Below are 24,790 nucleotides of genomic sequence, written 5' to 3'. Positions count from 1 at the left end.
TCAGTCCGGCTGCACGGCCGAGAGCAGGGCACAGGCCATAGAGTTCAGCGGGGTCGCGACGCCGTACCGGGCGCCGCGGCGGACGATCACGTCGTTGCGCGCTTCCGCCTCCATCCGGCGCCCGGCGAGCCGGTCGGCGAGCAGAGAGTTCACCCCGTCCGCCGGCCCCCGCTGGTAGCCGGTGACGATCTCGTCGGCGACCGCCGCGGGCAGCACGACACCCTCGGCGGCGGCGACCGCGCGGCATTCGTGGATCAGACCGCGCATCAGTTCGGCGACCGCCGGGTCGCGGCTGATCCCCGCCGGCTTCAGCGTCAGCGCGTTGACCGCCCCGGCGCAATTGATCGCGAGCTTGCGCCAGGCGATGTCCGCGAAATCGGCGGTGGTCGCCGCGTCGATGCCCGTCCCGGCGAACAGAGCGGCGAACGCGCTTCCCGCCGCGCCGTCCGGCACCCGGATCGAACCGAGCCGGCGCTGGCGGATGCGGCCCGGCGCGTCCCGTTCGGCCGGAATGTCGACGATCGCCGGCACGATCGGCGCCGGTGCGCCCGCGAAATTCTCGACTTGCTCGATGCCGTTCTGGAGCACGGCGAGCGGCGTTGCGGGGCCGCGCAGCGCCGGCAGCCAGGCCGCCGCGGCGGCGCTGTCATAGGTCTTGGTCGCGGCGAGTACCCAGTCGACCGGCTGCGCGGCGTCGATCCCGCGCCAGATCGTGACGTCAGGCCGCAGCGTGCCCGCCGGCGTCGCGACCTCGATGTGGTCGATCGGCGTGCGGACGCAGAGGAAGACGTCGTGCCCTGCCTCGGCCAGCCAGGCGGCGATCGTGCCGCCGATCGCGCCCGCGCCGATCACCGCGACCCGTGCCACGCCGCTAGCGCCCTGCGACGGGTTCGTCGGGAAGCGGCGTCGCCACCGGCTGCGCCTGCAGCGAGGCATCGCCGCCGAGCGCCCGGTAGAGCTCGACCAGATTGGTCGCGCCGGTCAGCCGCGTTGCGACCAGGGTGCGGTCGGCGGCGTAGAGCGAACGCTGGGCGTCAAGACTGGCAAGGAAGTTCTCGATGCCGCCGCGATAGCGTGCCTCGACCAATTGGTAGGTGTCCGCCGCGGCCGCGCGGTTGGCGGTGCGGGCGCGGATCTGCTCGCCCATCGTGCCGCGCCGGGCGAGGGCGTCGGCCACCTCGCGGAAGGCGGTCTGGATTGCCCGCTCGTAGCCGCCGACCGCCGCCTCGCGCTGCGCCTCGCTGAGCCGCACCCCGGCCCGCCGCGCACCGGCGTCGAAGATCGGATAATCGGCGTTCGCACCGGCCGACCAGGAGAAGGCGCCGCCGCTGAACAGGCCGGTCAGCGCGCTGCTGGCGAGGCCGAGCAGTCCGGTCAGCGAGATGCGCGGGAACAGCGCCGCCCGCGCAGCGCCGATATTGGCGTTTGCGGCGCGCAGTTCGAACTCGGCCTGGAGCACGTCGGGACGGCGGAGCAGGATGGTGGAGTCGATGCCGGCGGGAAGCTCGGCGATCCGCGCCGCCGCCTCCTCGATCGAGCCCGGCAGCAGGGCAGGGTCGATCGGCGCGCCGACCAGCAATTGCAGCAGGTTCACGTCCTGGGCGAGGGCGGTGCGCTGCTCGGCGAGGTCGGCCCGCGCCGTCTCGAGGATCTGCTCGGCCTGGCGCAGGTCGGTGCGCGGCGCGACCCCGCCCTCGAGGCGGGCGCGGGTCAGGCGGACGCTCCGCTCGGCGCTCGCCGCGGTGTCGGCGGCGATGCGCAGCAGGCTCGCGTCGGCGGCGTGGGCCAGCCAGGCATTGGCGACGTCGGCGACCAGCGCCAGCCGGGTCGCGCGCGCCGCCGCCTCGCTGGCGAAATAGAGGTTCTGCTCGGCCCGGGTGAGCGAGGCGACGCGGCCGAACAGGTCGATCTCGAAGCCGGTGATGCCGACGTCGGCCGAGAAGTTCGTGTCGATCCCGCCCCCGTTCCCGGTGCCGCTCCCGCCGCCCGTGCTGCTGCCGCTGCTGCCGCGGTCTGAGACGGTGGCGCTGGCGCCGGCGTTGACCTCGGGAAAGCGCTCGGCCCGCTGGATCCGGTAGCGAGCCCGCGCGGCGGCGATGTTCGACGCGGCGATGCGCAGGTCGCGGTTGTTGGTCAGCGCCTGCTCGATCAGCGACTGCAGCCGGGGATCGCGGAAGACGTCGCGCCACGTCACGCTCGGCAGCGCCGCCTCGCTCTGGCGCAGATAGGCGTCGCCGATCGGCCAGGACGGCGGCACCGGCGAGGCCGGGGCGACATATTTCGGCTCCATCGAGCAGCCGGCCAGCATCAGCGCCAGCGCGGCGACGCCGGAGACGGCCGCCCTCACGCGCCCGGCTCCGGCTGCGGGGCCGGCTGAGTCCGGTGCAGCTTCTTCAGCGTGTCGCGAGTCGTCCGCCGGACCAGCACGAAGAACAATGGGATGTAGAAGATCGCCAGGATCGTCGCCGTCAGCATGCCGCCGATCACCGAGGTGCCGATCGCGATGCGGCTGTTGGCGCCGGCGCCGGTCGAGACGGCGAGCGGCAGCACGCCGAAGATGAAGGCGAGGCTGGTCATCAGGATCGGCCGCAGCCGGATCCGCGCCGCCTCGATCGCCGCATCGATCACCCTCTTGCCTTCCTTCTCGGCACGTTCGGCGAACTCGATCATCAGGATCGCGTTCTTGGCGGCGAGGCCCATGGTGGTGAGCAGGCCGATTTGCAGGAAGACGTCGTTCTGCAGGCCCCTCAGGGTCACGGCGAAGACGGCGCCGACCAGGCCCAGGGGAATGACGAGCAGCACCGCGACCGGGATCGTCCAGCTCTCGTAGAGGGCGGCGAGGCAGAGGAAGACGACGAGCAGCGACAGGCCGTAGAGGAACGGCGCCTGTCCGGACGACAGCCGCTCCTGATAGGAAAGGCCGGACCAGGCGACGCTGGTGCCCGGGATCTGCGCCGCCAGCTCCTCCATCCGCCGCATCGCCTCGCCCGAGCTTTCGCCCGGCGCGGCCTGCCCCTCGATTTCGAACGAAGGGACGCCCTGGAAGCGGGAGAGGGTGGTCGGCGCCGTCGCCCAGCTCGTCCGCGCGAAGGAGGAGAAGGGCGCCATCTGGCCGCTGTCGGTGCGCACGTACCATTCGTTGATATTGTCCGGCGCCGCCCGGAACGGCGCGTCGCCCTGGACATAGACCCGCTTGACCCGGCCGCGGTCGATGAAGTCGTTGACGTAGCGGCCGCCCCAGGCGGTCGACAAAGTCGAGTTGACGTCGCTTTGGCTGAGCCCGAGCGCGGCGAGCTTGGCCTGGTCGAGATCGACCTTCAGCGTCGCGACGTCGGGCAGGTCGGTGAGGCGGACGGAGGTGAGGACCGGATCGTCGCTCGCGGCCGCGAGCAATTTGTCGCGCGCCGCGGCGAAGGCTTCGCGCGAGAGGCCGCCGCTGTTCTGGAACTGCATGGTGAAGCCGGACGACTGGCCGAGGCCGCGGATCGCCGGCGGGATCAGCGCGAAGACCTGCGCGTCGCGCAGGCCCCGGAAGGCGCCGGTGGCGCGGCCGACGATCGCGTCGGCGCTGTTCTCCTTGCCCTCTCGTTCGGACCAGTCGACGAAGTTGATGAAGCCCTGGCCGGTGTTCTGGCCGCTCGCGCCGCCGCCGCCGCCGCCCGCCACGGTGAACAGCGTCTTGACGTTGTGGCCCTCCTTCTCGCGCATGTAGCGCTCGATCGCCTGCTGCACCTCCAGCGTGCGCCCCTGGGTTGCCCCGGCCGGAAGGCGGAACTGGATGCGCGCGGCGCCCTGGTCCTCGGTCGGTAGGAAGCCGGTCGGCAGGCGAAAGAACATCAGCACCAGCAGCACGCAAACCACGGCGTAGATCGCGAGGAAGATCCACTTGCGGTCGACGACCACGTTGACCGAGCGGACATAGGCATTGGTGCCGCGCTCGAACGTCCGGTTGAACCAGGCGCCCGCGCCGCGAACCCGCCGGACTGCCCCCGGGAAGCGGCGGGCGAGGCCGCCGCCGGTTTCCTCGCCGTGGGCGTCGCGCGGCTTCAGCAGGGTGGCGGTCAGCGCCGGGCTGAGGATCAGCGCCACGAACACGGAGAGCACCATCGCCGAGACGATCGTCACCGAGAATTGCCGGTAGATCACCCCGGTCGAGCCGCCGAAAAAGGCCATCGGCAGGAACACGGCGGAGAGCACCAGGGCGATCGCGACCAGGGCGACCTGGATCTGCTCCATCGAGCGGATCGTCGCCTCGCGGGGGCTCATCCCGGGATTTTCCTCGAGCAGCCGCTCGACGTTCTCGACCACCACGATCGCATCGTCGACGAGCAGGCCGATGGCGAGCACCAGGCCGAACAGGGTCAAGGTGTTGATCGAGAAATCGAGCACGTAGAAGACCGCGAAGGTGCCGAGCAGCACCACCGGCACCGCGATCGTCGGCACCAGGGTCGCCCGCCAGCTCTGCAGGAAGACGAACATGACGATGACGACGAGGACGATCGCCTCGATCAGGGTCTTCACCACCTCCTCGACCGAGAGCTTGATGAAGTCGGTCGTGTCGTTGGCATAAGCGAAGGCGAAGCCGGGCGGGAAGCCGCGCGCGATCTCCTCGACCTTCGCCTTGACCAGCTCCGCCGTCTCGAGCGCGTCGGCGCCGGGGGCGAGCGAGACGGCGATGCCGGCGCCGGGATGGCCGTTGACCCGGCTCACCGCATTGTAGCTCTCGGCGCCGAGCTCGACCCGCGCGACGTCGCCGAGCTGCACGGTCGCGCCGCTCTGCTCGCTCTTCAGGATGATCGCCCGGAACTGCTCGGGCGTCTGCAGCCGGGACTGCGCCGTCACGGTCGCGTTCAGCATCTGCTCGCGCGGCTGCGGCTGGCCGCCGATCTCGCCGGCCGCGACCTCGGTGTTCTGCGCCTGGATGGCGGCGATGACGTCGCTCGGCATCAGGGCATAGCTCGCCAGCCGATCGGGGTTCAGCCAGATCCGCATCGCATAAGGCGCGCCGAAGACGTTGGTGTCGCCGACGCCGGGGACGCGCGCGATCTGGTCCTGCATGTTGGACGCCATCCAGTCGGAGACGTCCTGGTTGGTGCGCCGGTCGGTCTCGTCATAAACGCCGACCAGCAGCAGGAAATCGGGGTTGGACTTGGTGACTCGAAGACCCTGCTGCTGGACCTGCTGCGGCAGTCGCGAGAGCGCCTGCTGCACCTGGTTCTGCACCTGGACCTGGGCGATGTCGGGGTCGGTGCCCTTCGCGAACACCGCCGAGATGTTCACCTGGCCGCGCGACGAGGAGGAGGAGCTGAAATAGAGCAGGCCATCGATGCCGGTCAGCTGCTGCTCGATCACCTGGGTGACGCTGTTCTGCACCGTCTCGGCCGAGGCGCCGGGGTAGGAGGCGCGGACGTTGACCTGGGGCGGGGCGACGTCGGGATATTGCTCGATCGGCAGGGAGAGGATGGCGCCGATCCCCATCAGCATCACGACGATCGCGATCACCCAGGCGAAGATCGGCCGGTCGATGAAGATCCGCGACATCGGCCCTCAGCCGCCTTTCGCCGCGCCGGCGCCGGCCTTGCCACCGCCGCCGGCCTTGTCTCCTGGCTTCGGCGGCTCGACCCGTTGCGGCGCGCTCGCCGGAACCGGGCGGACCGCGATGTCGGGACGGAGGTTGGCGGTGCCCTGGACGATCACTCTGTCGCCGGGGGCGAGGCCCTGGGTCACCACCCAATAGGGCCCCTGGGTCCGCTCGGCGATCACGGTGCGGGCGATCGCCCGGTTGCCCGGGCCGACCACATAGACGGTGGCGTTGCCGCGCGGATCGCGCGACAGGCCGGCCTGCGGCACCAGGAAAGCCTGGGTGTCGATCGCCTGGGTGAAGGCGGCGCGGACGAACATGCCGGGCAGCAGCAGCCCCTGCGGATTGGGGAAGCGCGCCCGCATCGTCACCGTGCCGGTATTCTCGTTCACCATCACCTCGGCAAACTCGACGGTTCCGGTCTGGCCGTAGTCGCTGCCGTCCTCCAGGATCAGGCGGACGTTCGCGGTCGCCGGCGCCGCACCGCCCCGGGCCAGGGCGCGGCGCAGGGCGAGCAGCTGCGCGCTCGATTGCTGGATGTCGACATAGACGGGATCGAGCCGCTGGATCACCGCCAGCGGCTCGGCCTGGTTGGTGGTGACCAGCGCGCCCTCGGTGATCAGCGAGCGGCCGATGCGGCCGGTAATCGGCGCCGGCACGCGGGTGAAGCGCAGGTTGATCTGCGCGGTCCTGAGCTGCGCGTCGTTCTGCGCGACCGCGGCCTGCGCCTGGCGCGCCTGAGCGGCGGCGTCGGTATATTCCTGCTCGGAGACCGCCTCCATCTTCGCCAGCGGACGATAGCGGTTGGCGCGCACCTGCGCCGCCTGGGCGCTCGCCCGCGCGCTGCTCAGATTGGCCTGCGCCTCGGCGACCTCGGCCTGATAGAGGCTCGGGTCGATCTGGTAGAGGGTCTGGCCCTGGCGGACGATCGAGCCTTCGGAGAACAAACGGCGGCGGACGATCCCGGCGACTTGCGGCCTGACCTCGGAGGTCTGGAAGGCGGCGACCCGGCCGGAGAGCTCGGTGGTCATAGGCACTGCGGTCGGCTGCACCACCACGAAGCCGACCTGGGGCGGCCCGGACGGACCGCGCCCGCCCTTCTTCTGCTCCGCCTCGCCGCCGCTGCACGCCGCGAGGAGGATCGTTGCGGCGAGCGCCGCCTGCCGCCAGCCTTGCCCGCTGTTGCCTGCTCTCAAGACGATTGCCCCCGCCGCGCCGCCCGGGAAACCGGGTCCTGCGCTCCAACTCGCATCTCGCCTGGTCGTTGCATCCGCACCCGCCTCGCTCGTCGCGCGTCCTCGGGGCCCGGGTGGCCGGGGAGGGCGCCGCGGGCGGGCTTAACGCCGTTCATCGATGAGCGGAACATGAACAAAAGCCCGGGGGTGATCATTTCGCTGATCCCGCAGCGAAAATCACGTCCGAACCGGCACGGCGCGCCGCCCGCGGCCATTGTGAGCGCCTGCCGAAAGGTATAGGGTGCGGGCACCTTCCCATGAAGGCCGGAGCAGCGCCATGGCTATTGCTCAACCTGCAAGTGACAGCCTCGCCGAGCACAGGTTCGAGGTCCGATCGATTACCGCCAAAGACATACGCGAATCGCTCGCGCAAGGATGGGCCGACTTCCTCGACAAGCGCGGCGACCTGATCTTCATCGGCCTGCTCTATCCTCTGATCGGCGTGGTCACCGCGATCGTCGCCCTCGGCGGGCCGCTGCTGCCGCTCTTCTTCCCGCTCGCCGCCGGCATAACCCTGCTCGGGCCGGTCGCCGCCACCGGCTTCTACGAGCTCGCCCGCCGCCGCGAGGACGGGCTCGAATGCCATTGGTCGCACTTCCTCGAGGTCCGCAACCGTCCCGCCTGGGACAGGATCATGGCGGTCTCGACCCTGCTGATCGCGATTTTCGTCGCCTGGATCGTCTGCGCCGGGGCGCTCTACGCGGCGCTGATCGGCGTGGTGCCGCGCACCGTCGGGGAGTTCCTGCGCCTGCTGTTCACCACCACCGAAGGCTGGACGCTGATCATCGTCGGCAATCTCGTCGGCTTCGCCTTCGCCGTCCTGGTGTTCGCGTTGAGCGTCGTGTCGCTGCCGATGCTGGTCGATCGCGACGTCAGCGCCCGCACCGCGATCGACACCTCGATCCGCGCCGTCTTCGCCAACAAGTGGATGATGGTGCGCTGGGGCCTGATCGTCGCCAGCATGCTGGTGATCGGATCGATCCCCTTGTTCATCGGCCTCGCCGTCGCCCTGCCGGTGCTCGGCTACGCCACTTGGCACCTCTACCGCCACATGGTCGTGCAATAGGGGAGGGGCCGGGCGCCCTCCCCTCTCGGCATCCCGGCCTCCGCCGGGATGCCGAGAGGGGACAGGCGTGCGCCGCCACGCTCCCACGCCCCCTGAAACAATCGAAACACTTCTCCCGCCGCCGCGCCATCGGTCCGACACGCGCGGCCGCCACAACGCGAGCCGGGCGAAGCCGGCGCGAGAGGTCACCGCCGGCTTCGCTTTCCACCCTCATTCGGGGCGCGGGCCTCGCGGGAGATTCAGATGCTGTTTCACATGTCGATGGCGGCCGAGCGGCCCGAGCAGGCGGCGCGGATGATCGCCGAGCTCTGGGGCGGCCGCGCCTATCCCTTTCCGCCGGTCGCGGAGGGCAGCTGGATCGCCATGGCCGGCGACGACCGCGGCAGCGCGATCGAGTTCCTGCCGCTCGGCACCGAATTCCATGAGGGCGAGGGCGACGCGATGGTCCGCGACGTGGCCGGCGCGCCGGTCCGCCACGGGCCCGTCCACGTCGCGATCGCCACCGAGCTGTCGATCGACCAGGTGAAGGCGATCGGCGCCCGCCACGGCGCACCGACCAAGGTCTGTTCGCGCGGGCCGTTCCGGGTGATCGAATTGTGGCTCGAGGGAACGTTCATGATCGAGGTGCTGACCGCGGAGATGCAGTCCGAATATCTCGCCGCGATGCACTTCGAAGGCTGGGAAGCCTTCCTGGCGGAAGGCGCCCGCATCGCGGCGTAAGCGGCCGCAGGGAGCGTCCGCCGCTAGCCCATCCAGCCCGGCAGCGCCGCCGCCTGGCGGATCCAGTCGCGCAGCTGCGCCTCGTCGATGTCTTCGCCCTCGCGAAGGTCGATCCAGCGCGCCTCGCCGCTGCGCGGCGTGCCGCCCGGCGGCAGCGGATCGAGCGCCGCGCCCCTGAAGAAGGTCAGCTTCACGTAGCGCGTGAAGACGTGGAACGAGAGGAACCAGCCGCCGCCTTGCGAGCCGTAGAAAGGCGAGTTCCACTTCACCGCCCTGCGCACGCCGGGGATTGTGTCGGCGACGAGCGCATCGACGCGCCGGCCGATCGCCTGGGTCCAGCCCGGCATGGCGTCGAGATAGGCGGCGACCGGCGCGTCGCCGTCGCCCTTGGCGATCTGCGGATTGCCGCCGGAGAGGAGGCGGGGCTTTGCGGCCTGCGATCGTCCGGAGTTCGGCATGGGTCCTCGCTGGTCAGTATCTGCGAAACTCGACGGCACGACAATGAAGCGGCCATTCCTGTACCGCAATGCCGGCGGTCGTGCCGATGCGACCTTCCTCGTGTGCGGCGCCGATTGCCGCCAGCCGCGTGGCGGCGTTACATTCGGGCGAAGGGAGGGGCATGGACGCGACGACGATCCTATTCACTGCGCCGCTTCAGGTGTGGGCGACCGAGGGCTATGGCGACATGGGCTATGTCGTGATCGGCGGCGACGCGGCCGAGACGATCAGCGCTCATGAGCTGGAGCGCCGGCTCGAGCTCGGCCGCCGCCGCGGCTTCGGCTCGGTCAAGGTCGCGGCGCAGGTCGGCGCCAGCCGCTGGTCGACCTCCGTCTTTCCGCAGAAGCAGGGCGGCTGGTTCCTGCCGGTGAAAAAAGCGATCTGCCGCGCCGAAGGCCTCGAGCGCGGCGCTTCGGTCGAAGTCGCGCTGGAGCTGCTCTAGCGCCGGCGCGGGCGGGGCGCTGGCGCCTCCGCGTCGGCCCTGCTAGGCCAAAGGCATGATCTCGCTGCTTTTTCCTCTGGCTGCCGCCGCGGCCGCAGCCCCCGCGCCCGCGGCGCCGCCGGTCAAGCGGCCGGATTTCGTCTGTTCCGCCACGCCGCTGCCGCCAGCCGGCCCGTGGCGCGCGGACTGGCGCTTCTATCCCGCGACGCGGCAGGGCGGCGAGGGACCGCTGCCCGACCATGGCTTTGCCCTCGACGACGGCCATTCGCCTGTCGCCTATATCTGGTTCTACGTGGCCGAAAGCCGCCCAGCGCTCGACGATGAGCTTGCGGCGCGCATGAACGCCACCGGGGCGGGCGAGGCGCGGTGCGGCGAGACGTCGAACGGCCTCCGGATCGTGCTTCTCGCGCAGCCGCACTTCGGCTCCACGGCCTACACCGCCCCGGTTCCGGGTCACGGTGCGAGCTGGATGTTCTGTGAGATCGAGCTCGGAGCAGCCGAATCGGACTGGCCCTCGGCTCTGCCGATGTCTCTCCACGCCTGCGCGAGCGGCTTCGCCGAGATCGCTCAGGGCAAGACGATCCTGACGCGGCCGAACCGTTAAGCCAAGAGGTCCTGACTCCGGGGCGCTCCCTCAGCGTGTCCTTTTCGCCTTGTAGGCCTTCACGGCCGCCATCGTGCGGGCGACGTGCTGCTGGGGATTGGGATCGGTGTAGCTGAGCAGGATCTTCCCGCCCGGCGCGATCACGAACGAGGTGCGGTTCGACAGTGGGCGGTCGGCGTTGCCGTTGGTCGCCTGGTAGCGCGCAGCGACCTTCGCGCCCGGGTCCGCCGCCACCGCGAACTTGTCGCGGCATTCGGCGCGCGAGAATTCGGCGACCCGCTCGACGTTGCCCGCGGTGACGCCGACGACCGTCGCGCCGAGCTTGCGGAAATCGTCGGTCGCCTCGGCGAAGAGGTGCGCCTCGACCGTGCAGCCGGCAGTGAACGCAGCCGGGAAGAAATAGAGCACGACCGGCCCGTTGCGCAGCGCCTGGCGCAGCGAGAAGGTGAGCGGCTTGCCGGCGAGCGCGCCGCCGAGCGAGAAATCCGGGGCGGCGGCGCCCGCGGGGAGCGCCGCGGCGGCGGGCGAGGCAGCGACCATGGCGAAGGCGGACAGGGCGGCGACGATCGTTCTTCTCATGTCCTGCTCCCGACGACGGATGCGCCCGTTGTGGCGCGTCGCTGCGATGTTCGCAATGGCCCGGAAACGACCGTGGCATCGCCGCTCGGGCTTCGTCCGCAGTGCCGTTCGCTGGCGCGAGGCCCGCGATTCACGGCCGATTCCCTCAGGCGCCCAGACCCGGATCGCCCTCGAGCACCTCCTGCACCAGCCGCGGGCGCTCGCCGGGACGCCACAGCCGGGCGCGGTGGACGACGCGGTAGCGCAGCGGTCCGCCGTCGGCCTGGGCGCTGCGCCGGATCGGCCGGGGGATGCAGACGAATTCGGTGCGGATCTCGCGGCCGTCGAGCCGGACCTTGGCGAAACCGTGCCCACCCATGTCGACAAACTCGAGATGCGGCGCGAGGGCCGGATTGCCGAGCGCGCGCGCCTGATCGCGATCGTGGTGGCGGGCATAATCGACGCAGGCGCGGACGCCGTGCCGGAGCAGCATGTTGTACGTCCAGTCGGGCGGGCCGCCGTCGGCGCGGTCGGCGAGATAGAGCGGCCGCAGCGGCGCATCCTTGGCCAGGCGGTGCTCGAGCGATTCCATCGCGCCGGGGCTGGCCAGCGAGGCGCCGACGAAGCTCAGGCCGACCGGCGCGAACGAGGCGGGCGGCAGCGCTTTTGCCGCATAGCCGGCCCAGAAGCTGTGCCGGTCACCGGACACCACGGCGAAGCCGGTGATCTTCTCCTCCCGGACCAGGTCGTAAATCTCGCCGCGCTCGATCCAGGCGCTGCCATGATCGCCGCCGCCGAGATTCGCGAACTGGCCACTCGGCCACGGCGCCTTGACCAGCTCGGGCGGCAAATTCTCGGGATCGGCGCGCAGCTCGAGCGTGCCGAGAGAGGCGCCCCAGATCTTCCACGTCGCCGTCGAGCGCCTGAGCCGGTTCTTGAACCAGGTCTTCTGGGCCGCGCCGAGCAGGGTCTGCGGCGGCGCATCGCGCTGCGGGTTGGCGATCGCCTGCGCACCAAAGCGGATGTCCGCGGGTGGGTGGCCGCCGTCGAAGGCGCGGCCGCCGTCCAGAACCTGCATCGCCGCCTCGGGGAACATGCCGTTGTAATCGCCCCAGTCGCCGAGCCCGCCGAGCGACGGATCGCCGAACGGATCGGGGCTCCGGAAACTGTGCAGATCGGTGAGGATCAGATCGAGGTGACGGCCGTAGCGCAGCGCGCGATAGGCGATCAGGCTGTTGATCGCGGTGCGGTTGTTCGGTTCGTCGCCGAGGCCGTGGGAGTCGAAGCGCTCGATCTTGACGTTCTCGACCGCGGGCGGGCCGAACTGGTCGAGCGCTCCGCTCGGCGGGGAGACCCGCGCCGGAATGTACTCGAACCAGGCCTGGTTGGCGGCGACCTTGACGCTCTGTCCGGGCTGCTCGATCGGCCCGGCCTTGAGGATGCTCTGCCAGCCCTGCCACGAGAATTCGTGATTGTCCCACATGCAGACGAACGGCCAGCGGGCGCGCGCGTCCTGGAGGTCCGGATCGCGCAGATACCCGCGCCAGATCGCGCGATAACCGTCGACCGTCGTCGGGATGTGGAAGTCGCCGACCTTGAGGCCGTCGGGGATGCGGGCGACCTCGTAGATCGTCCGGTCGTAACGCGTTTGCACTTCGTCGGGATATTGGACGACCTCGTAGATGAAGTCGCCGAGATGCAGGACGAAGTCGAGCCGGTCCTCGGGGCGCGCCTGCTCGTCCTCGAAGAGCATCCGCCGGTAGCCGTTGAGCGCGCCCTCGTTGACGCTCTGGCAGCTGACGAAGGCGAAATTCACCGCCCTGCGGTCATTCGGGCGCGGCGCGGTGATCGTCCGGCCGATGCGGCTGCCATTCCCCTCGGCATCGGTGAAGCGGTACCAATAGGTCGTGGCGGGCTTGAGGCCGCCGACCAGCACGCGGGCGGTCCAGTCCGCTGCGGCTGACACCGGCGCCGCGGCATGGGCGACGACGCGCAGGAACGCCGGATCGGTCGCGACCTCCACGCTGAGGATGTGCCGCGTGCCGGACACGAAGGGGCGGCGGGTCCAGAGGATGACGCTGGTCGGGTCGGGATCGCCCGAGGCGACGCCTTCGGGATAGAGCGCGCGCGCCTCGCGCCAGCCGGTTCTCGACGCCCGCGCACCGCCGCTCCAGGCGAGCGATGCGCCCAGCGCGGCCGCAATCCGGACGAACTCGCGGCGGTTGAGCGTCATCTTCCCTCCTTCGCGATCGCCCGGGCAGGCCGTTGGCCATGCAGGCTGCGCATGCTGCTTCGCACGCGTCCGCCAGCAACGCCTTTTCGACGAACCGGCGAACGGCTCCCACGACGGGGCGGCGCCGACCCGGACCCGGCGCACATCCTCCGTTTCATCGAGGTCAGGGTGCGGTGCGGGCGGCGGTCTGCGTTGCCGGGACGCCGGGCGCACGCGCGCCGGCTTGCGGCGCGGGCTTCGCCGCGGGGGCCGCTGCCTGCGGCGCGGGCGCTGGCGCCGGGAAGGGCAGGCGGCTCGGGCCGAGGGTCGCCAGATAGGCGAGGAGGTTGGCGCGGTCGCGGGGGTTGCGGAGGCCGGCGAAGCTCATCTTGGTGCCGGGCACGGCGCGCGCCGGGCCGGCGAGGAATTGGTCGAGCGCCTGGTAGCTCCACGCGCCGCCATGGCCGGAGAGCGCCGGCGAATAAGCGAAGCCGGCATGGGCGGCGACCGGGCGGCCGACCACGGCCCAGAGGTTCGGCCCGACGCGGTTCGGCCCGCCGTTGTCGAGCGTGTGGCACGAGCCGCAGACCTGGGCGGCGCGCCTGCCTTTCTCGGGATCCGCGGCGGCGAGCAAGGTGCCGAGATCGGGCACCGGCTCGGCCACGACGGCGGCGCCGCCCGCCGGTACCGGCAGCACGGCCTTGTCGATATTGGCGATGTAGCCGAGCAGCTCCGCGCGCTCACCCGGCTGCGCGGAGAGCACCGGCCAGCTCCTCTGCGCGCTCGCGAGGTCGACCGGCGGCACGCCTTCCACCGCATAGCCGCGCCGCTGCGGATAGTCCGGCGAGACGACCATCCCGGCGAACCAGGTCGCGCCGGCGATCACCGCGCACGCCGAACCGACCGACACCCAGATCTTGGTGCGCTCCCACCGGTCCATCTCAGCTCCCCCCGCCCAGGAACAGGATCCGCGTCCAGAAGGTGTAATCGGCCTCGATCCACATCAGGAAGATCAGCGTGCCGAGCGCCAGCGGCGGCACCAGGATCGCGTAGACCAGGGCCATCCGCTCCCAGGCCATGTGCATGAAGATGGCGACGATCAGCCCCGCCTTCAGCACCATGAAGGTGAGGATCAGCACCCAGCGCATCACGCCCGCGACGTGGAAATAGTCGACCAGGTAGGAGAGGGTGCTGAGCACGAACAGATAGGCCCAGACCTTGAGATAGACGCCGATCGGATGCGTCTGGCCGGGCGTGTGGCCGGCGCCGTGGCCCGGCTCGGCGGCGGTGCCGTGCGCCTCCGGCGCGCCGTGGCCACCGGCCAGAGCGGCGTCCGACGTCGGGACATGGGTCGCGTGGTTCATGCGGTCCTCACCACAGATAGAAAAATGCGAAGATGAATACCCAGACGAGGTCGACGAAGTGCCAGTAGAGGCCGGCGATCTCGACCGCGCTATAGTCGCCGCTGACGTCGTAATGGCCGCGCAGCACCTTGATCGCGACGGTGACGAGGATGATCACGCCGCCCGAGACGTGGAGGCCGTGGAAGCCGGTGATCATGAAGAAGCAGGCGCCGAACTGCGCCGCGCCCCAGGGGTTGCCCCACGGGCGCACCCCCTCGTGGATCAGCTTCGACCATTCGAAGGCCTGCATGCTGACGAAGGTCGCGCCGAGCAGGGCGGTGGCGAGCATCAGCGCGGCGGTGACGCGGCGGTTGCGGCGGTAGCCGAAGTTCACCGCCATCGCCATCGTGCCGCTCGAGCTGATCAGCACGAAGGTCATGATCGCGATCAGGATCAAGGGGATCGACTGGCCGGCGATGGTCAGTGCGAACACTTCGCTCGGGTTGGGCCAGGGGACGGTCACCGAGGCGCGCATCGTCATGTAGGAGACGAGGAAGGAGGAGAAGATGAAGGTGTCGGAGAGCAGGAAGATCCAGATCATCGCCTTGCCCCAATGGACATGGCGGAAGACCTCCTGATCGGCGGCCCAGTCACCGGCGAGATCGCGCAGGCCCTGCGGCACCCCGCCGGGCTCGGCCGCGGAGACGCTCGGCCGCGTCACCTCCCTGTGCTCCATGCCCGCCTCTCCTCGCTCACGTCGATACGAACAGCCCCATCAACGCCAGCCACACCAGGGCCATGAAATCCCAGTAGCGCGCGCACAACTGGACGGCGCGGGCGGCGCCTGTGCGCGCGGCGAGCGATCCCGGATCGACCCGCGCCAGCCGCCCCCCGGTCAGCGCGCAGGCGACGAGGCCGCCGAGGATGTGGAGGCCGTGCGCGCCCGAGATCAGGTAGAAGAACGCGGCGGCCGGATCGCCCGCCCAGCCGCGGGGGATGCCGTGGGCTGCGGCCGGGCAGAAGGCCGCCGCCTCGCCCGCGAAGCAGCCGGCGAGCGCCCGCCAGAGGAGGAGCTGGCCGGCGACGAAGGCGAGGCCGAGCGCGCCGCCGAGGGCCAGGGCGGCGCCGGCACGCCGCGGTCGGCCGGCACGCGCCCGTCCCAGCGCGGCGTGGAAGGCGAGACTGGCCGCCGCGAGAAGCCCGGTGTTGAGCCAGAGCAGAGGCGGCTCGCCGATCGGCCGCCAGTCGCCGCCGCCGGCATGGCCGGCATGGCCGCCCATCCGCATCACATAGGCCGAGCTCATCAGGGTGAAGAGCAGGGTGACGACGAGCAGAAAGACGGTGAGGCCGACGCCCTTGTCCCAGGGGCGGGCGGCGCTTTCGCTCTCGGCCGGGGCGGACGGCGCGGACGGCCCGGGACCCGGCGTCAGCCAGGGCTTCTCGGTCAGCGCGGCGATCAACCTCATGCCTGCGGTCCGCCGGCCGGGTTCTGGGCAGGGGGCGGCTCGTTCTGCGGGATGAAGTCGCGCGCCGCGCCGGGGACGCTGTAATCATAGGCCCAGCGATAAACGGTCGGCAGCCGCTCGCCCCAATTGCCGTGGTGCGGCGGAGTGTCCGGCGTCTGCCACTCGAGCGAGGCGGCGCCCCAGGGATTGGGATCCGCCCTGGGGCCGCGGAACAGGCTCCAGATCATGTTGTAGAAGAACAGTCCCTGCGCGGCGAAGACCAGACCGGCGGCGATCGTGATCCCCATGTTGGCGTAATGCACCGAGTCCGGGATGAAGACGGTGTCGCCGAGCGCGTAATAGCGCCGCGGCACGCCGAGCATGCCGAGATAGTGCATCGGCAGGAAGATCGCATAGGTGCCGAGGAAGGTGATCCAGAAGTGGAGCCGGGCCAGGCGCTCGTCCCACATGCGCCCGGTGATCTTCGGATACCAATGGTAGATCGCGCCGAACACGACCAGCACCGGCGAGACGCCCATCACCATGTGGAAGTGGCCGACGACGAAGAAGGTGTCGGAGAGCGGCACGTCGACGCTGACGTTGCCGAGGAACAGGCCGGTGAGGCCGCCGTGGATGAAGGTGAACAGAAAGGCGATGGCGAACAGCATCGGCACCCGAAGGTGGATGTCGCCGCGCCACAGGGTGAGCAGCCAGTTGTAGACCTTGATCGCGGTCGGGATCGCGATCACCAAAGTCGAGGTCGCGAAGAAGAAACCGAAATAGGGGTTCATGCCCGAGACGTACATGTGGTGCGCCCAGACGAAGAAGCTGAGCCCGCCGATGATCACGATCGCCCAGACCATCATCCGATAGCCGAACAGGTTCTTGCGGGCGTGGACCGAGATCAGGTCCGAGACGATGCCGAAGGCGGGCAGGGCGACGATATAGACCTCGGGGTGGCCGAAGAACCAGAAGAGGTGCTGGAAAAGGATCGGCGAGCCGCCGGTATGGCCGGTCTTCTCGCCCATCGAGACGATCTCGGGAACGAAGAAGCTGGTTCCCACGACACTGTCGAGGATCGTCATGATCGCCGCGACGAACAGCGCCGGGAAGGCGAGCAGGCCCATGATGCTGGCGACGAAGATCCCCCATACGCTGCACGGCATGCGCATCAGCGTCATGCCGCGGGTGCGCGCCTGGAGCACGGTGGTGACGTAGTTCAGCCCGCCCATGGTGAAGGCGATTACGAAGATGCCGAGCGAGGCCATCATCATCAGGATGCCCCAGCTCGCGCCGGGGGTGCCGCCGGTGATCGTCTGCGGCGGGTAGAGCGTCCAGCCGCCCCCGGTCGGCCCGCCGGGCACGAACAGGCCCGCGAACAGGACGATCACCGAGAGCAGGTAGAACCAGTAGCTCAGCATGTTGACGAACGGGAACACCATGTCCCGCGCCCCGATCATCAGCGGGATCAGGTAATTGCCGAAGCCGCCGAGCAGCAGGGCTGTCAGCAAATACACCACCATGATCATGCCGTGCATGGTGACGAACTGCAGGTAGTTTTCGGGCTGGATGAAGTCGAACCGGCCGGGAAAGCCGAGCTGCAGCCGCATCAGGAAGGAGAGGACCAGCGCGAACAGGCCGACTCCGATCGCGGTGACGCCATATTGGATGGCGATCACCTTGTGGTCCTGGCTCCAGACGTATCGGCCGATCCACGTCTTGGGATGATGAAGCGGTCTCAGGTCGTCCGCGATCGTCGCCATCAGCGCCCCCCTGCTTTCGCCGCCGCCCCGGCCGGCGGCGCGGCGCGCGCGAGCTGCGTCCCGCCCGCCCCGCGTTGCTGCTCCCGCTCGGCGAGCATCTGGCCGAACGTCATCTGCTCGCCGAGCCAGGTCTCGTAGGCGCGCTGGTCCTCGACGATCACGTTGCCGCGCATCTGGTGGTGGCCGACGCCGCACAATTCGGCGCACAGGATCTCGTAGGATCCGCTCTTCGTCGGGGTCATCCAGAAATAGGTGACAATCCCCGGCACCAGGTCCATTTTGGCGCGGAAATGCGGCACGTAGAAATCGTGCAGCACGTCCTTGGAGCGCAGCACCACCTTTACCGGCTTGCCGAGCGGCAGATGGAGTTCGTTGGTCTCGACCAGCACGTCGTCGCGGCCATAAGGATCGCGCGGGTTCATCCCGAACGGATTGTCGGCGTCGACATGCTCGACGGCGGCGGTGCCGAGCACGCCGTCGCGGCCCGGGTAGCGGAAGCCCCATTGCCATTGCTGGCCGGTCGCCTCGATCACCGCGGCGTCGGCCGGCACGGTGACATATTCGTGCCAGGCGATGAGGCCCGGCGCGAGCATCCCGGCGATGCCGATCGCGGTCCAGAAGGTGAGGCGCTTCTCGAGCCGCGCGTTCTCCGGCTCGTAATGAGCGCGATTGCCGGGCCGGTGCCGGTATTTCCACAAAGTGTAAGCGAGGAAGAGGTTCAGGCCGACGAACGCCAGCGCGCAGATCAGCAGCGTGACATGAAGCGCGGTGTCGATCGAGCCCCAGTTGGAGGCGATCGGAGTCTGCCACCACGGGCTCAGCGCATGGAAAAGGATCGAGGCGAGGACGAGCAGTGCGATGGCAAGCGCGATATGCATGGCATGGCGTCCTTGCGGGCACCCGCCATCCGGTGAGCCTCAGACTGGTTCGACCGGCACGCGGGAACCGAAGCTACAGCACGAAAGCTTACTTGCTGATCGAGATTAGCTTGGAACGCGAGCGGAGGAAAGGGGCGTGCTGCGCGGAACGCGCGCAGCATTCGGGGCGCCGCAGGATCGATGCACCCCTTTGCCAACCCGTCGTCCCGGCGCAGGCCGGAGTCTCGGGACCAGACGTCACGGAGCCGATGGAGCCCTCCCTGCATTTCGCCATGCCGGCGGAAGCCGGCATCCGGGGACGAGAGCGATGCGGCCGAGGGAGCGCTCCAAGAGCACCTCCGCTTACTGTCCCGGAGACTCCGGCCTTAGCCGGGTGACGAATGGGGGCGTCGCAGCGCGGGCGCGACGATGCCTGAGCGCCTACGCGCTGCGACGGAAGCTCTGCTATAGTCGAGGCGCGATCGCCCCACGGGGCAGCGACGGAGCTCCCATGGTCAGTTGCGAACCGCTCATCCGGTCGGCCGCGCCGGTTCTTTCCGTCGCCGACGTCGCCGCGATGGCCGACCATTTCGTCGAGCGGCTCGGCTTTGCGAAGTCCGGTGAGGCGGGGTCGCCGCCAAGCTGGGCCTCGCTGCAGCGCGACGGCGTCGAGATCATGCTCATCGCCGGCGACGATCGCCCCCCGCCTGCCGACTGGGCCGCCTATCTCTGGGTTCGCGACGCCGACGCGCTCCACGCCGAGCTCGCGGCACGCGGCGCCGACCTGCTCGGCCCGCCGCAGGACATGGTCTATCGCTGCCGCCAGTTCGAGGCGCGCCTGCCGGACGGCCGCCGCATCGCCTTCGGCGCCAACCTGCCCTAGGCCAGCGCCTTCACCCGCTCTCCGATGCGGGCGAGATCCTCGACGAACCTTGCATATTCCGCCTCCTTGTCGTCGCGGACGCGAAGCAGGAAGCTGGGGTGGACGGTGACCCAGGTCTCGCCGCCGTCGCGGGCCTGGTGCGGCTGGCCGCGCAGCGCCGAGATCGTCACCGTCCGGCCGAACAGGGAGCGCGCCGCGGTCGCGCCCAGCGCGACGGTGACCTGCGGGCGCAGCAGGCTGCGCTCCTGGTCGATCCACCAGCGGCAGGCCTCGATCTCGCCGGCGTCGGGCTTGGAATGGATGCGGCGCTTGCCGCGGCGTTCGAACTTGAAATGCTTCACCGCATTGGTGACGTAGGCGGACGAGCGGTCGATCCCGGCGTCGCCGAGCGCCCGGTCGAACAACTGGCCGGCGGGCCCGACGAACGGCCGGCCGGCGAGATCCTCCTGATCGCCCGGCTGCTCGCCGACGAACATCAACGGCGCGCCGAGCGGCCCTTCGCCGAACACCGTCTGGGTGCCGCAGCGGTAGAGCGGGCAGCGGGTGCAGGCCATCGCCTCCTCGCGCACCGCCGCCCACGCCACCTCGACATTGCCGCCGATCCTGTCCCTCGATGCCTCGACCATCCGTGCCTCGCGTGCCTGCGCTCCTGCGATCAGCTCTCCGACCAACGCTGTCTCGGGCATGTTTTTCCAATATTTCCGCGGCATTTCCTTCACCATCGCACCGATCTTCAGGCGGGCGGGATTGAAGATCGAGGCGTAATAGGTCTTCCAGGTCTCCTCGATCGGATCGCCGGACGGCGCCTGCTCGCGGGTCGCGCCGGGGCTCTCGGTGAGCGTCGCGCCGTCCCAGTGGACGCTGAGCTCGGGCGTCAGGATCGACCAGCGCATCGCCGCGAACCGCCGCGCGAAGAAGGGCGCCGCGGCGCGGACGATGTGGTGCTCGGGCTCGAACCAGGCGACGTAGCGCGCGTCCGCCCCATCCGCCGTCTGATCGGTCACCTCGCGGAAGCGGACGAAGGCGTGCATCTTGTGGATGTCGCGCCGCACCGCCTTGGCCATGGCCTCGATCCGGCGGACGAGCGGATCGGCGGCATCCTCCAGCGCCCGCGGCGCATCGCGCAGCCGCAGCAGCAGCGCATAGAGCAGGGAGAAGCGCTCCGGGTCCGAATGGCAGATCGCGGTGCGGGCGAGGTCGACGAAACCGCGCGGGACCGAGAAACCGGGCGTGCCCGCCGGCGCCTGTGCCGCTGGCGGCGCCGCTGCCGAGGCGAACAGGTCGCCCGCGGCGCCGCCGACCTGCCAGGCAACGTCCCCTGGCGGGATGCGGGCGAGCGCAAGACCACGCGCGGCGTCGCGCCAGCCTTCGAAATCGTCCTCCTCGTCGAGTCTGATCAGTCTCACCCGGCGCCTCCCGCCTGCCGAAGCGCCCTCAGCCGCCAAACAGTTCCAGCTGCGTCTGCGCCGGCTTGGTCCAGGCGGCGAGGTCGGCGCGGTCGGTGAGCAGGGTGGGGCGCCAGTCCTCGGTGACGATGAACGGCCGCACCTTGGCGAGCGAGACGGTAAGGCGGGCGACGTCGTCCAGCCGCAGCCGACGCCAGCGACGGCTCGCGACGATCCGGTTCACCGCCTTCACGCCGAGGCCGGGAACCCGGAGCAGGGCCTCGCGCGGCGCGCGGTTGAGGTCGACCGGGAAATGCTCGCGAAACTTCAGCGCCCAGGCGAGCTTCGGATCGATGTCGAGCGGCATCATCCCGCCGGCGTCGGCGGCGTCGGCGACCTCGCCCGCGCTGAAGCCGTAGAAGCGCATAAGCCAGTCGGATTGGTAGAGGCGATGCTCGCGCATCAGCGGCGGGCGCTGCAGCGGCAGCACCGCGCTCGCGTCCGGGATCGGGGAGAAGGCCGAATAATAGACGCGGCGGAGCCGGAAGCGGTCGTAGAGATTGTTCGCCCGCAGCACGATGTCGCGGTCGCTGGCGCTGTCGGCGCCGACGATCATCTGCGTCGACTGGCCGGCGGGCGCGAAGGACGGCGCCGATTTGTACTTCTTCTTTGCGTCCTCGCGGTCGACGATCGCCGCCTTCACGTCGGCCATCGCGCCCTCGATCCGGCCGCCGTCCTTCTCCGGCGCGAGCCGTTTCAGACCTCGCTCGGTGGGAAGCTCGACGTTGATCGACACGCGATCGGCATAGAGGCCGGCGAGTCGAACCAGCTCCGGATCGGCGTCGGGGATGGTCTTGAGGTGAATGTAGCCGCGGAAATCGTGCTCCTCGCGCAGGCTCCTGGCCACCGCGACGATCTGCTCCATCGTATAGTCCGACGAGCGGATGATGCCGGAGGAGAGGAACAGGCCCTCGATGTAATTGCGCCGGTAGAAGGAGAGGGTGAGGGCGACCACCTCCTCGGGCGTGAAGCGCGCACGCCGAACGTTCGAGCTCTTGCGGTTGATGCAATAATGGCAGTCGAAGATGCAGCTGTTGGTCAGCAGGATCTTGAGCAAAGAGATGCAGCGGCCGTCGGGGGCATAAGCGTGGCAGATGCCCATGCCTTCGGTCGAGCCGATCCCCTTGCCGTCGCGGCTGTCGCGCTTCGACGTGCCCGACGAGGCGCAGGACGCGTCATATTTCGCCGCGTCGGCGAGGATCGCCAGCTTTTCGCGTGTGTCGAGCCGTGCCATGCGTTCCATTTATGTTCCGGCGGTGCATCTGTCTACTGGGCCAAAGGCCTAGGGATGCACGATTTTCCCTGCGCAGGAACACTCGCGGCGGGGGCCGGTTGTCTGGGTGAGGAGGCTGCGATGACCGATTTTACGGCGGAGCGGGAGCGCATGGTGGCCCGGCAGATCGCCGCCCGCGGGATCACCGATCCGCGCATCCTCGAAGCGTTCCGCAAGGTCCCCCGCGAGGCGTTCGTTGCAGACGACTATCGGGCGGCCGCTTACGAGGATTCGCCGCAGCCGATCGAGGCGGAGCAGACCATCTCCCAGCCCTATATCGTCGCGCTGATGATCGAGGCGGCCGAGCTCGACCCGGCCGACCGCGTGCTCGAGATCGGCTGCGGCTCGGGCTATGCCTCGGCCATCCTCGCCGAGCTGGTCGACGAGGTGATCGCGATCGAGCGGCACGAGGCTCTCGCCAGGCTCGCCGGCAGGAGGCTCGAGGAGCTCGGCTACGAAAACGTATCTGTCTACGAAGGCGACGGCAGCCGCGGCTTCGCCGAGCAGGGGCCGTTCGACGCGATCATCGTCTCGGCCGCCGGCAGCCACGTCCCCGATCCCCTGCTCGCCCAGCTCGAGATCGGCGGCCGCCTCGTCATGCCGGTCGGCGAGCCGCAGCAGGTGCAGAAACTGGTCAAGATCACTCGCATCGACGAGGAGGATTATGAGCAGGAGGAGATGGGCGCGGTCCGCTTCGTGCCGCTGATCGGCGCGCATGGCTGGACCGAGACCGGCGAGCGCGCCGATCCGCGCGATCTCCCGGCGCTGATCCGCGAGGCCGCCGAGCCGCTCCCGGATCTCGACGACGTGGCGTTCGGCGCCCTGTTCGACCGCTTCGGCGATGCCCGTGTCGTGCTGCTCGGCGAGGCGAGCCACGGCACCAGCGAATTCTACCGCGCCCGCGCCGCGATCACCCGGCGGCTGATCGAGCGCCACGGCTTCACGATCGTCGCGGTCGAGGCGGACTGGCCGGACGCCGCCAGCATCGATCGCTACGTCCGCCACCGCCCGCACCGCGAGGGCGAGGACGCCGCCTTCCAGCGCTTCCCGACCTGGATGTGGCGTAACACAGAGGTCGACGCCTTCGTGCGCTGGCTGCGCAGCTACAATGAGGGGCGGGCGCTCGGCGACATGGCCGGCTTCTACGGTCTCGATCTCTACAATCTCGGCGGCTCGATGCGGGCCGTGATCGATTTCCTGGACGAGGCCGATCCCGAGGCCGCGGCGGTGGCGCGTGAACGCTACGGCTGTCTCCATCCCTGGCGCGAGAATCCGGCCGCCTATGGCCGGATGGCCATCTCCGAAGGCTTTGGCCGCTGCGAGACCGGGGTTGTCGAGATGCTGCGCGACCTGCTCGCCCGGCGGATGGATTGCATGGGGGAGGAATGCGAGGAGTGGCTCGATGCGGCCGCCAACGCCCGGCTCGTCAAGAATGCCGAGCAATATTATCGCGTGATGTACTACGGCTCGGCGGAGAGCTGGAACCTTCGCGACACGCACATGTACGAGACGCTCTGCCAGCTGCTCGAGGCGAAAGGCCCTCAGTCGAAGGCGGTCGTCTGGGCCCACAACAGCCACATCGGCAACGCCGCGCACACCGAGATGGGCATGGTCCGCGACGAGCTCAACGTCGGCCAGCTCACCAAGGAGAAGTTCGGATCGCAGGCACGGCTGATCGGTTTCGGAACGCACAGCGGTTCGGTCGCCGCCGCGCACGATTGGGACGAGCCGATGGAGGTCAAGGCCGTGCGCCCGTCGCTCGCCGGCAGTTACGAGCGGATGTGCCACGATAGCGGCGTCGCGCGCTTCCTGCTCGATCTGCGCGAGAATGCCGACGACGCGCTGATCGGGAAATTGCTCGAGCCGCGGCTCGAGCGCTTCATCGGGGTCATCTACCGGCCGGAGACCGAGCGCTGGAGCCATTATTCAGAATGCGTCCTGCCGATGCAGTACGACGCTTGGGTGTGGTTCGACGAGACCGAGGCAGTCACCCCGCTCCCCGGGGTGGAGATCGCCGGCGAGGACGAGACCTACCCGTTCGGACTGTGAGGGCTTGCGGCGAGATTAAGAGATTATGCAGAGCCACTGCTGCTGGTGACGCAAGCTCCATTCTCCTCCCCTTCGAGGGGAGGTGTCAGGCGGAGCCTGACGGAGGGGTGTCAGCAGGGCCGCCATGCCGCGTTGCAAGCTTCACGACGATATCTTTACCGAGCTGGACGTGCCCCGACAGCGGCCGATCCGGATGCGCTGACACCCCTCCGTCGCGCTACGCGCGCCACCTCCCCTCAAAGGGGAGGAGAATTGCCGTTCGGGCCCGCCAGCTCTTCCGCGTACGCGGCCACGTCCTTCGGCCATTCCGCCATCCGCGCGCGAAAGCTTTCGACGTCGCCGGCGAACAGCGCCCGCGTTGCTTCCTCGAAGCCGGGCAGGTCCCCGGCCATTGCCGACATGAATCGATAGGCGCGCTCCCGGGCCTGGCGCGGATCGGCGGCGCCTCCCTTGCGCGCCTCCTCGACCAGACGGCGCAGGGCCTGCGAGGCGCCGCCGGGCTGGGCGTTGAGCCACTCCCAGTGGCGCGGCAGCAGGGTCACCTCGCGGGCGACGACGCCCAGCTTGGGCCGCCCCCGCGTCCGCGATACGGGCGCCGCGTCAGGGCCTGCGAGACGTGCGACGATCTCTTCCTCGCTGCCGCGCAGGTCGAGATCGACCACGCGCCCGGTGTCGTCCGAGAAGGTGAGCGGCCGCGCGCCGCCGGCCTCGGCCGCTGCCACCGCCAGCGCGACCTCGGCAAGCGGGCCGCGGGCCAGAAGGTCGGTGCCGACGAAGGCGGTGGCATGCTGGGTCATGGTCGAGCTCCTCGCGGCC

General features: G+C 69.8%; 22 protein-coding genes. 6 read left to right on the top strand and 16 right to left on the bottom strand.

Annotation, left to right across the window (positions count from 1 at the left end; translation table 11 throughout):
* The 4 genes from E2493_RS08785 to E2493_RS08770 are packed head-to-tail and all read right to left on the bottom strand — an operon-like array spanning position 1 to position 6,777.
* Entirely contained in the window at positions 1–867 is an 867-nt protein-coding gene (locus E2493_RS08785) for a 2-dehydropantoate 2-reductase (protein ID WP_135085794.1), read from the bottom strand.
* 4 nt (positions 868–871) lie between these two features.
* On the bottom strand, positions 872–2,308 hold the full coding sequence (locus E2493_RS08780) for an efflux transporter outer membrane subunit (protein ID WP_135085848.1): 1,437 nt from the start codon (positions 2,306–2,308) through the stop codon (positions 872–874).
* Between the two features lie 35 nt (positions 2,309–2,343).
* A complete protein-coding gene (locus E2493_RS08775) occupies positions 2,344–5,541 on the bottom strand; it encodes an efflux RND transporter permease subunit (protein ID WP_135085792.1) in 3,198 nt (1,065 codons plus the stop codon).
* Positions 5,542–5,547: 6 nt separating this feature from the next.
* Entirely contained in the window at positions 5,548–6,777 is a 1,230-nt protein-coding gene (locus E2493_RS08770) for an efflux RND transporter periplasmic adaptor subunit (protein WP_225421254.1), read from the bottom strand.
* A gap of 316 nt (positions 6,778–7,093) precedes the next feature.
* Here E2493_RS08770 and E2493_RS08765 point away from each other — a divergent pair, with 316 nt between their 5' ends.
* Both E2493_RS08765 and E2493_RS08760 read left to right on the top strand, forming a co-directional pair.
* Positions 7,094–7,882, top strand: coding sequence for a DUF2189 domain-containing protein (locus tag E2493_RS08765; RefSeq protein WP_135085790.1), 789 nt, complete (start codon positions 7,094–7,096; stop codon positions 7,880–7,882).
* Between the two features lie 243 nt (positions 7,883–8,125).
* The gene (locus E2493_RS08760; protein ID WP_135085789.1) at positions 8,126–8,602 is read left to right on the top strand and encodes a hypothetical protein; all 477 of its coding nucleotides are present in this window, start codon (positions 8,126–8,128) and stop codon (positions 8,600–8,602) included.
* A 23-nt stretch (positions 8,603–8,625) separates the two neighbouring features.
* On the opposite strand, the gene E2493_RS08755 is transcribed toward E2493_RS08760, so the two are convergent.
* Positions 8,626–9,060: a DUF1801 domain-containing protein gene (locus E2493_RS08755; protein WP_135085787.1), complete on the bottom strand. Its 435-nt coding sequence runs from the start codon at positions 9,058–9,060 to the stop codon at positions 8,626–8,628.
* A 161-nt stretch (positions 9,061–9,221) separates the two neighbouring features.
* Between E2493_RS08755 and E2493_RS08750 the strand changes: the two genes are divergently transcribed.
* Both E2493_RS08750 and E2493_RS08745 read left to right on the top strand, forming a co-directional pair.
* A complete protein-coding gene (locus tag E2493_RS08750) occupies positions 9,222–9,542 on the top strand; it encodes a DUF1905 domain-containing protein (RefSeq protein ID WP_135085786.1) in 321 nt (106 codons plus the stop codon).
* 55 nt (positions 9,543–9,597) lie between these two features.
* Positions 9,598–10,146: a hypothetical protein gene (locus E2493_RS08745; RefSeq protein ID WP_135085784.1), complete on the top strand. Its 549-nt coding sequence runs from the start codon at positions 9,598–9,600 to the stop codon at positions 10,144–10,146.
* Positions 10,147–10,176: 30 nt separating this feature from the next.
* Here the strand turns inward: E2493_RS08745 and E2493_RS08740 are convergent, their stop codons facing one another.
* From E2493_RS08740 to E2493_RS08705, 8 genes are all read right to left on the bottom strand, one after another.
* Positions 10,177–10,725 carry a peroxiredoxin gene (locus E2493_RS08740; protein ID WP_135085782.1) on the bottom strand — a complete coding sequence of 183 codons (549 nt, stop codon included), beginning with the start codon at positions 10,723–10,725 and terminating at the stop codon, positions 10,177–10,179.
* Positions 10,726–10,870: 145 nt separating this feature from the next.
* Positions 10,871–12,937, bottom strand: a complete 2,067-nt coding sequence (locus tag E2493_RS08735) for an alkaline phosphatase D family protein (RefSeq protein ID WP_135085780.1) — start codon at positions 12,935–12,937, stop codon at positions 10,871–10,873.
* A gap of 163 nt (positions 12,938–13,100) precedes the next feature.
* Positions 13,101–13,856: a c-type cytochrome gene (locus E2493_RS08730; RefSeq protein ID WP_135085778.1), complete on the bottom strand. Its 756-nt coding sequence runs from the start codon at positions 13,854–13,856 to the stop codon at positions 13,101–13,103.
* A 1-nt stretch (position 13,857) separates the two neighbouring features.
* Positions 13,858–14,280, bottom strand: coding sequence for a cytochrome C oxidase subunit IV family protein (locus tag E2493_RS08725; RefSeq protein ID WP_135085776.1), 423 nt, complete (start codon positions 14,278–14,280; stop codon positions 13,858–13,860).
* A 7-nt stretch (positions 14,281–14,287) separates the two neighbouring features.
* Positions 14,288–14,995 (bottom strand): heme-copper oxidase subunit III family protein, encoded by a 708-nt coding sequence (locus E2493_RS08720; protein WP_135085774.1) that lies wholly within the window; start codon positions 14,993–14,995, stop codon positions 14,288–14,290.
* Positions 14,996–15,011: 16 nt separating this feature from the next.
* Positions 15,012–15,725, bottom strand: coding sequence for a cytochrome c oxidase subunit 3 family protein (locus E2493_RS08715; RefSeq protein WP_135085772.1), 714 nt, complete (start codon positions 15,723–15,725; stop codon positions 15,012–15,014).
* The gene (locus tag E2493_RS08710) at positions 15,722–17,467 is read right to left on the bottom strand and encodes a cytochrome c oxidase subunit I (RefSeq protein ID WP_167737454.1); all 1,746 of its coding nucleotides are present in this window, start codon (positions 17,465–17,467) and stop codon (positions 15,722–15,724) included. The genes E2493_RS08715 and E2493_RS08710 overlap by 4 nt, the downstream gene beginning before the upstream one ends.
* On the bottom strand, positions 17,467–18,345 hold the full coding sequence (locus tag E2493_RS08705; protein WP_135085770.1) for a cytochrome c oxidase subunit II: 879 nt from the start codon (positions 18,343–18,345) through the stop codon (positions 17,467–17,469). Before E2493_RS08705 ends, E2493_RS08710 begins: the two co-directional genes overlap by 1 nt.
* Positions 18,346–18,835: 490 nt before the next feature.
* Here E2493_RS08705 and E2493_RS08700 point away from each other — a divergent pair, with 490 nt between their 5' ends.
* Complete coding sequence (locus E2493_RS08700) at positions 18,836–19,207, top strand: VOC family protein (RefSeq protein WP_135085768.1); 372 nt, start codon at positions 18,836–18,838, stop codon at positions 19,205–19,207.
* Here the strand turns inward: E2493_RS08700 and E2493_RS08695 are convergent.
* Entirely contained in the window at positions 19,204–20,613 is a 1,410-nt protein-coding gene (locus E2493_RS08695; RefSeq protein ID WP_135085766.1) for a UdgX family uracil-DNA binding protein, read from the bottom strand. The genes E2493_RS08700 and E2493_RS08695 overlap by 4 nt on opposite strands.
* A 28-nt stretch (positions 20,614–20,641) precedes the next feature.
* Positions 20,642–21,886, bottom strand: a complete 1,245-nt coding sequence (locus E2493_RS08690; protein WP_135085842.1) for a putative DNA modification/repair radical SAM protein — start codon at positions 21,884–21,886, stop codon at positions 20,642–20,644.
* Positions 21,887–22,006: 120 nt separating this feature from the next.
* Between E2493_RS08690 and E2493_RS08685 the strand changes: the two genes are divergently transcribed.
* Positions 22,007–23,974, top strand: coding sequence for a protein-L-isoaspartate(D-aspartate) O-methyltransferase (locus E2493_RS08685; protein ID WP_135085764.1), 1,968 nt, complete (start codon positions 22,007–22,009; stop codon positions 23,972–23,974).
* Between the two features lie 236 nt (positions 23,975–24,210).
* Here E2493_RS08685 and E2493_RS08680 read toward each other — a convergent pair whose 3' ends face one another.
* Positions 24,211–24,771, bottom strand: a complete 561-nt coding sequence (locus tag E2493_RS08680) for a DUF2239 family protein (RefSeq protein ID WP_135085762.1) — start codon at positions 24,769–24,771, stop codon at positions 24,211–24,213.
* Between the last annotated feature and the right edge of the window lie 19 nt (positions 24,772–24,790).

The organism is Sphingomonas parva (ex Maeng et al. 2020) (assembly GCF_004564275.1).
Lineage (GTDB): Bacteria > Pseudomonadota > Alphaproteobacteria > Sphingomonadales > Sphingomonadaceae > Allosphingosinicella > Allosphingosinicella parva.
The sequence above is the reverse complement of the archived record's forward strand: the minus strand, read 5'-3'. Positions and strand labels throughout refer to the sequence as shown.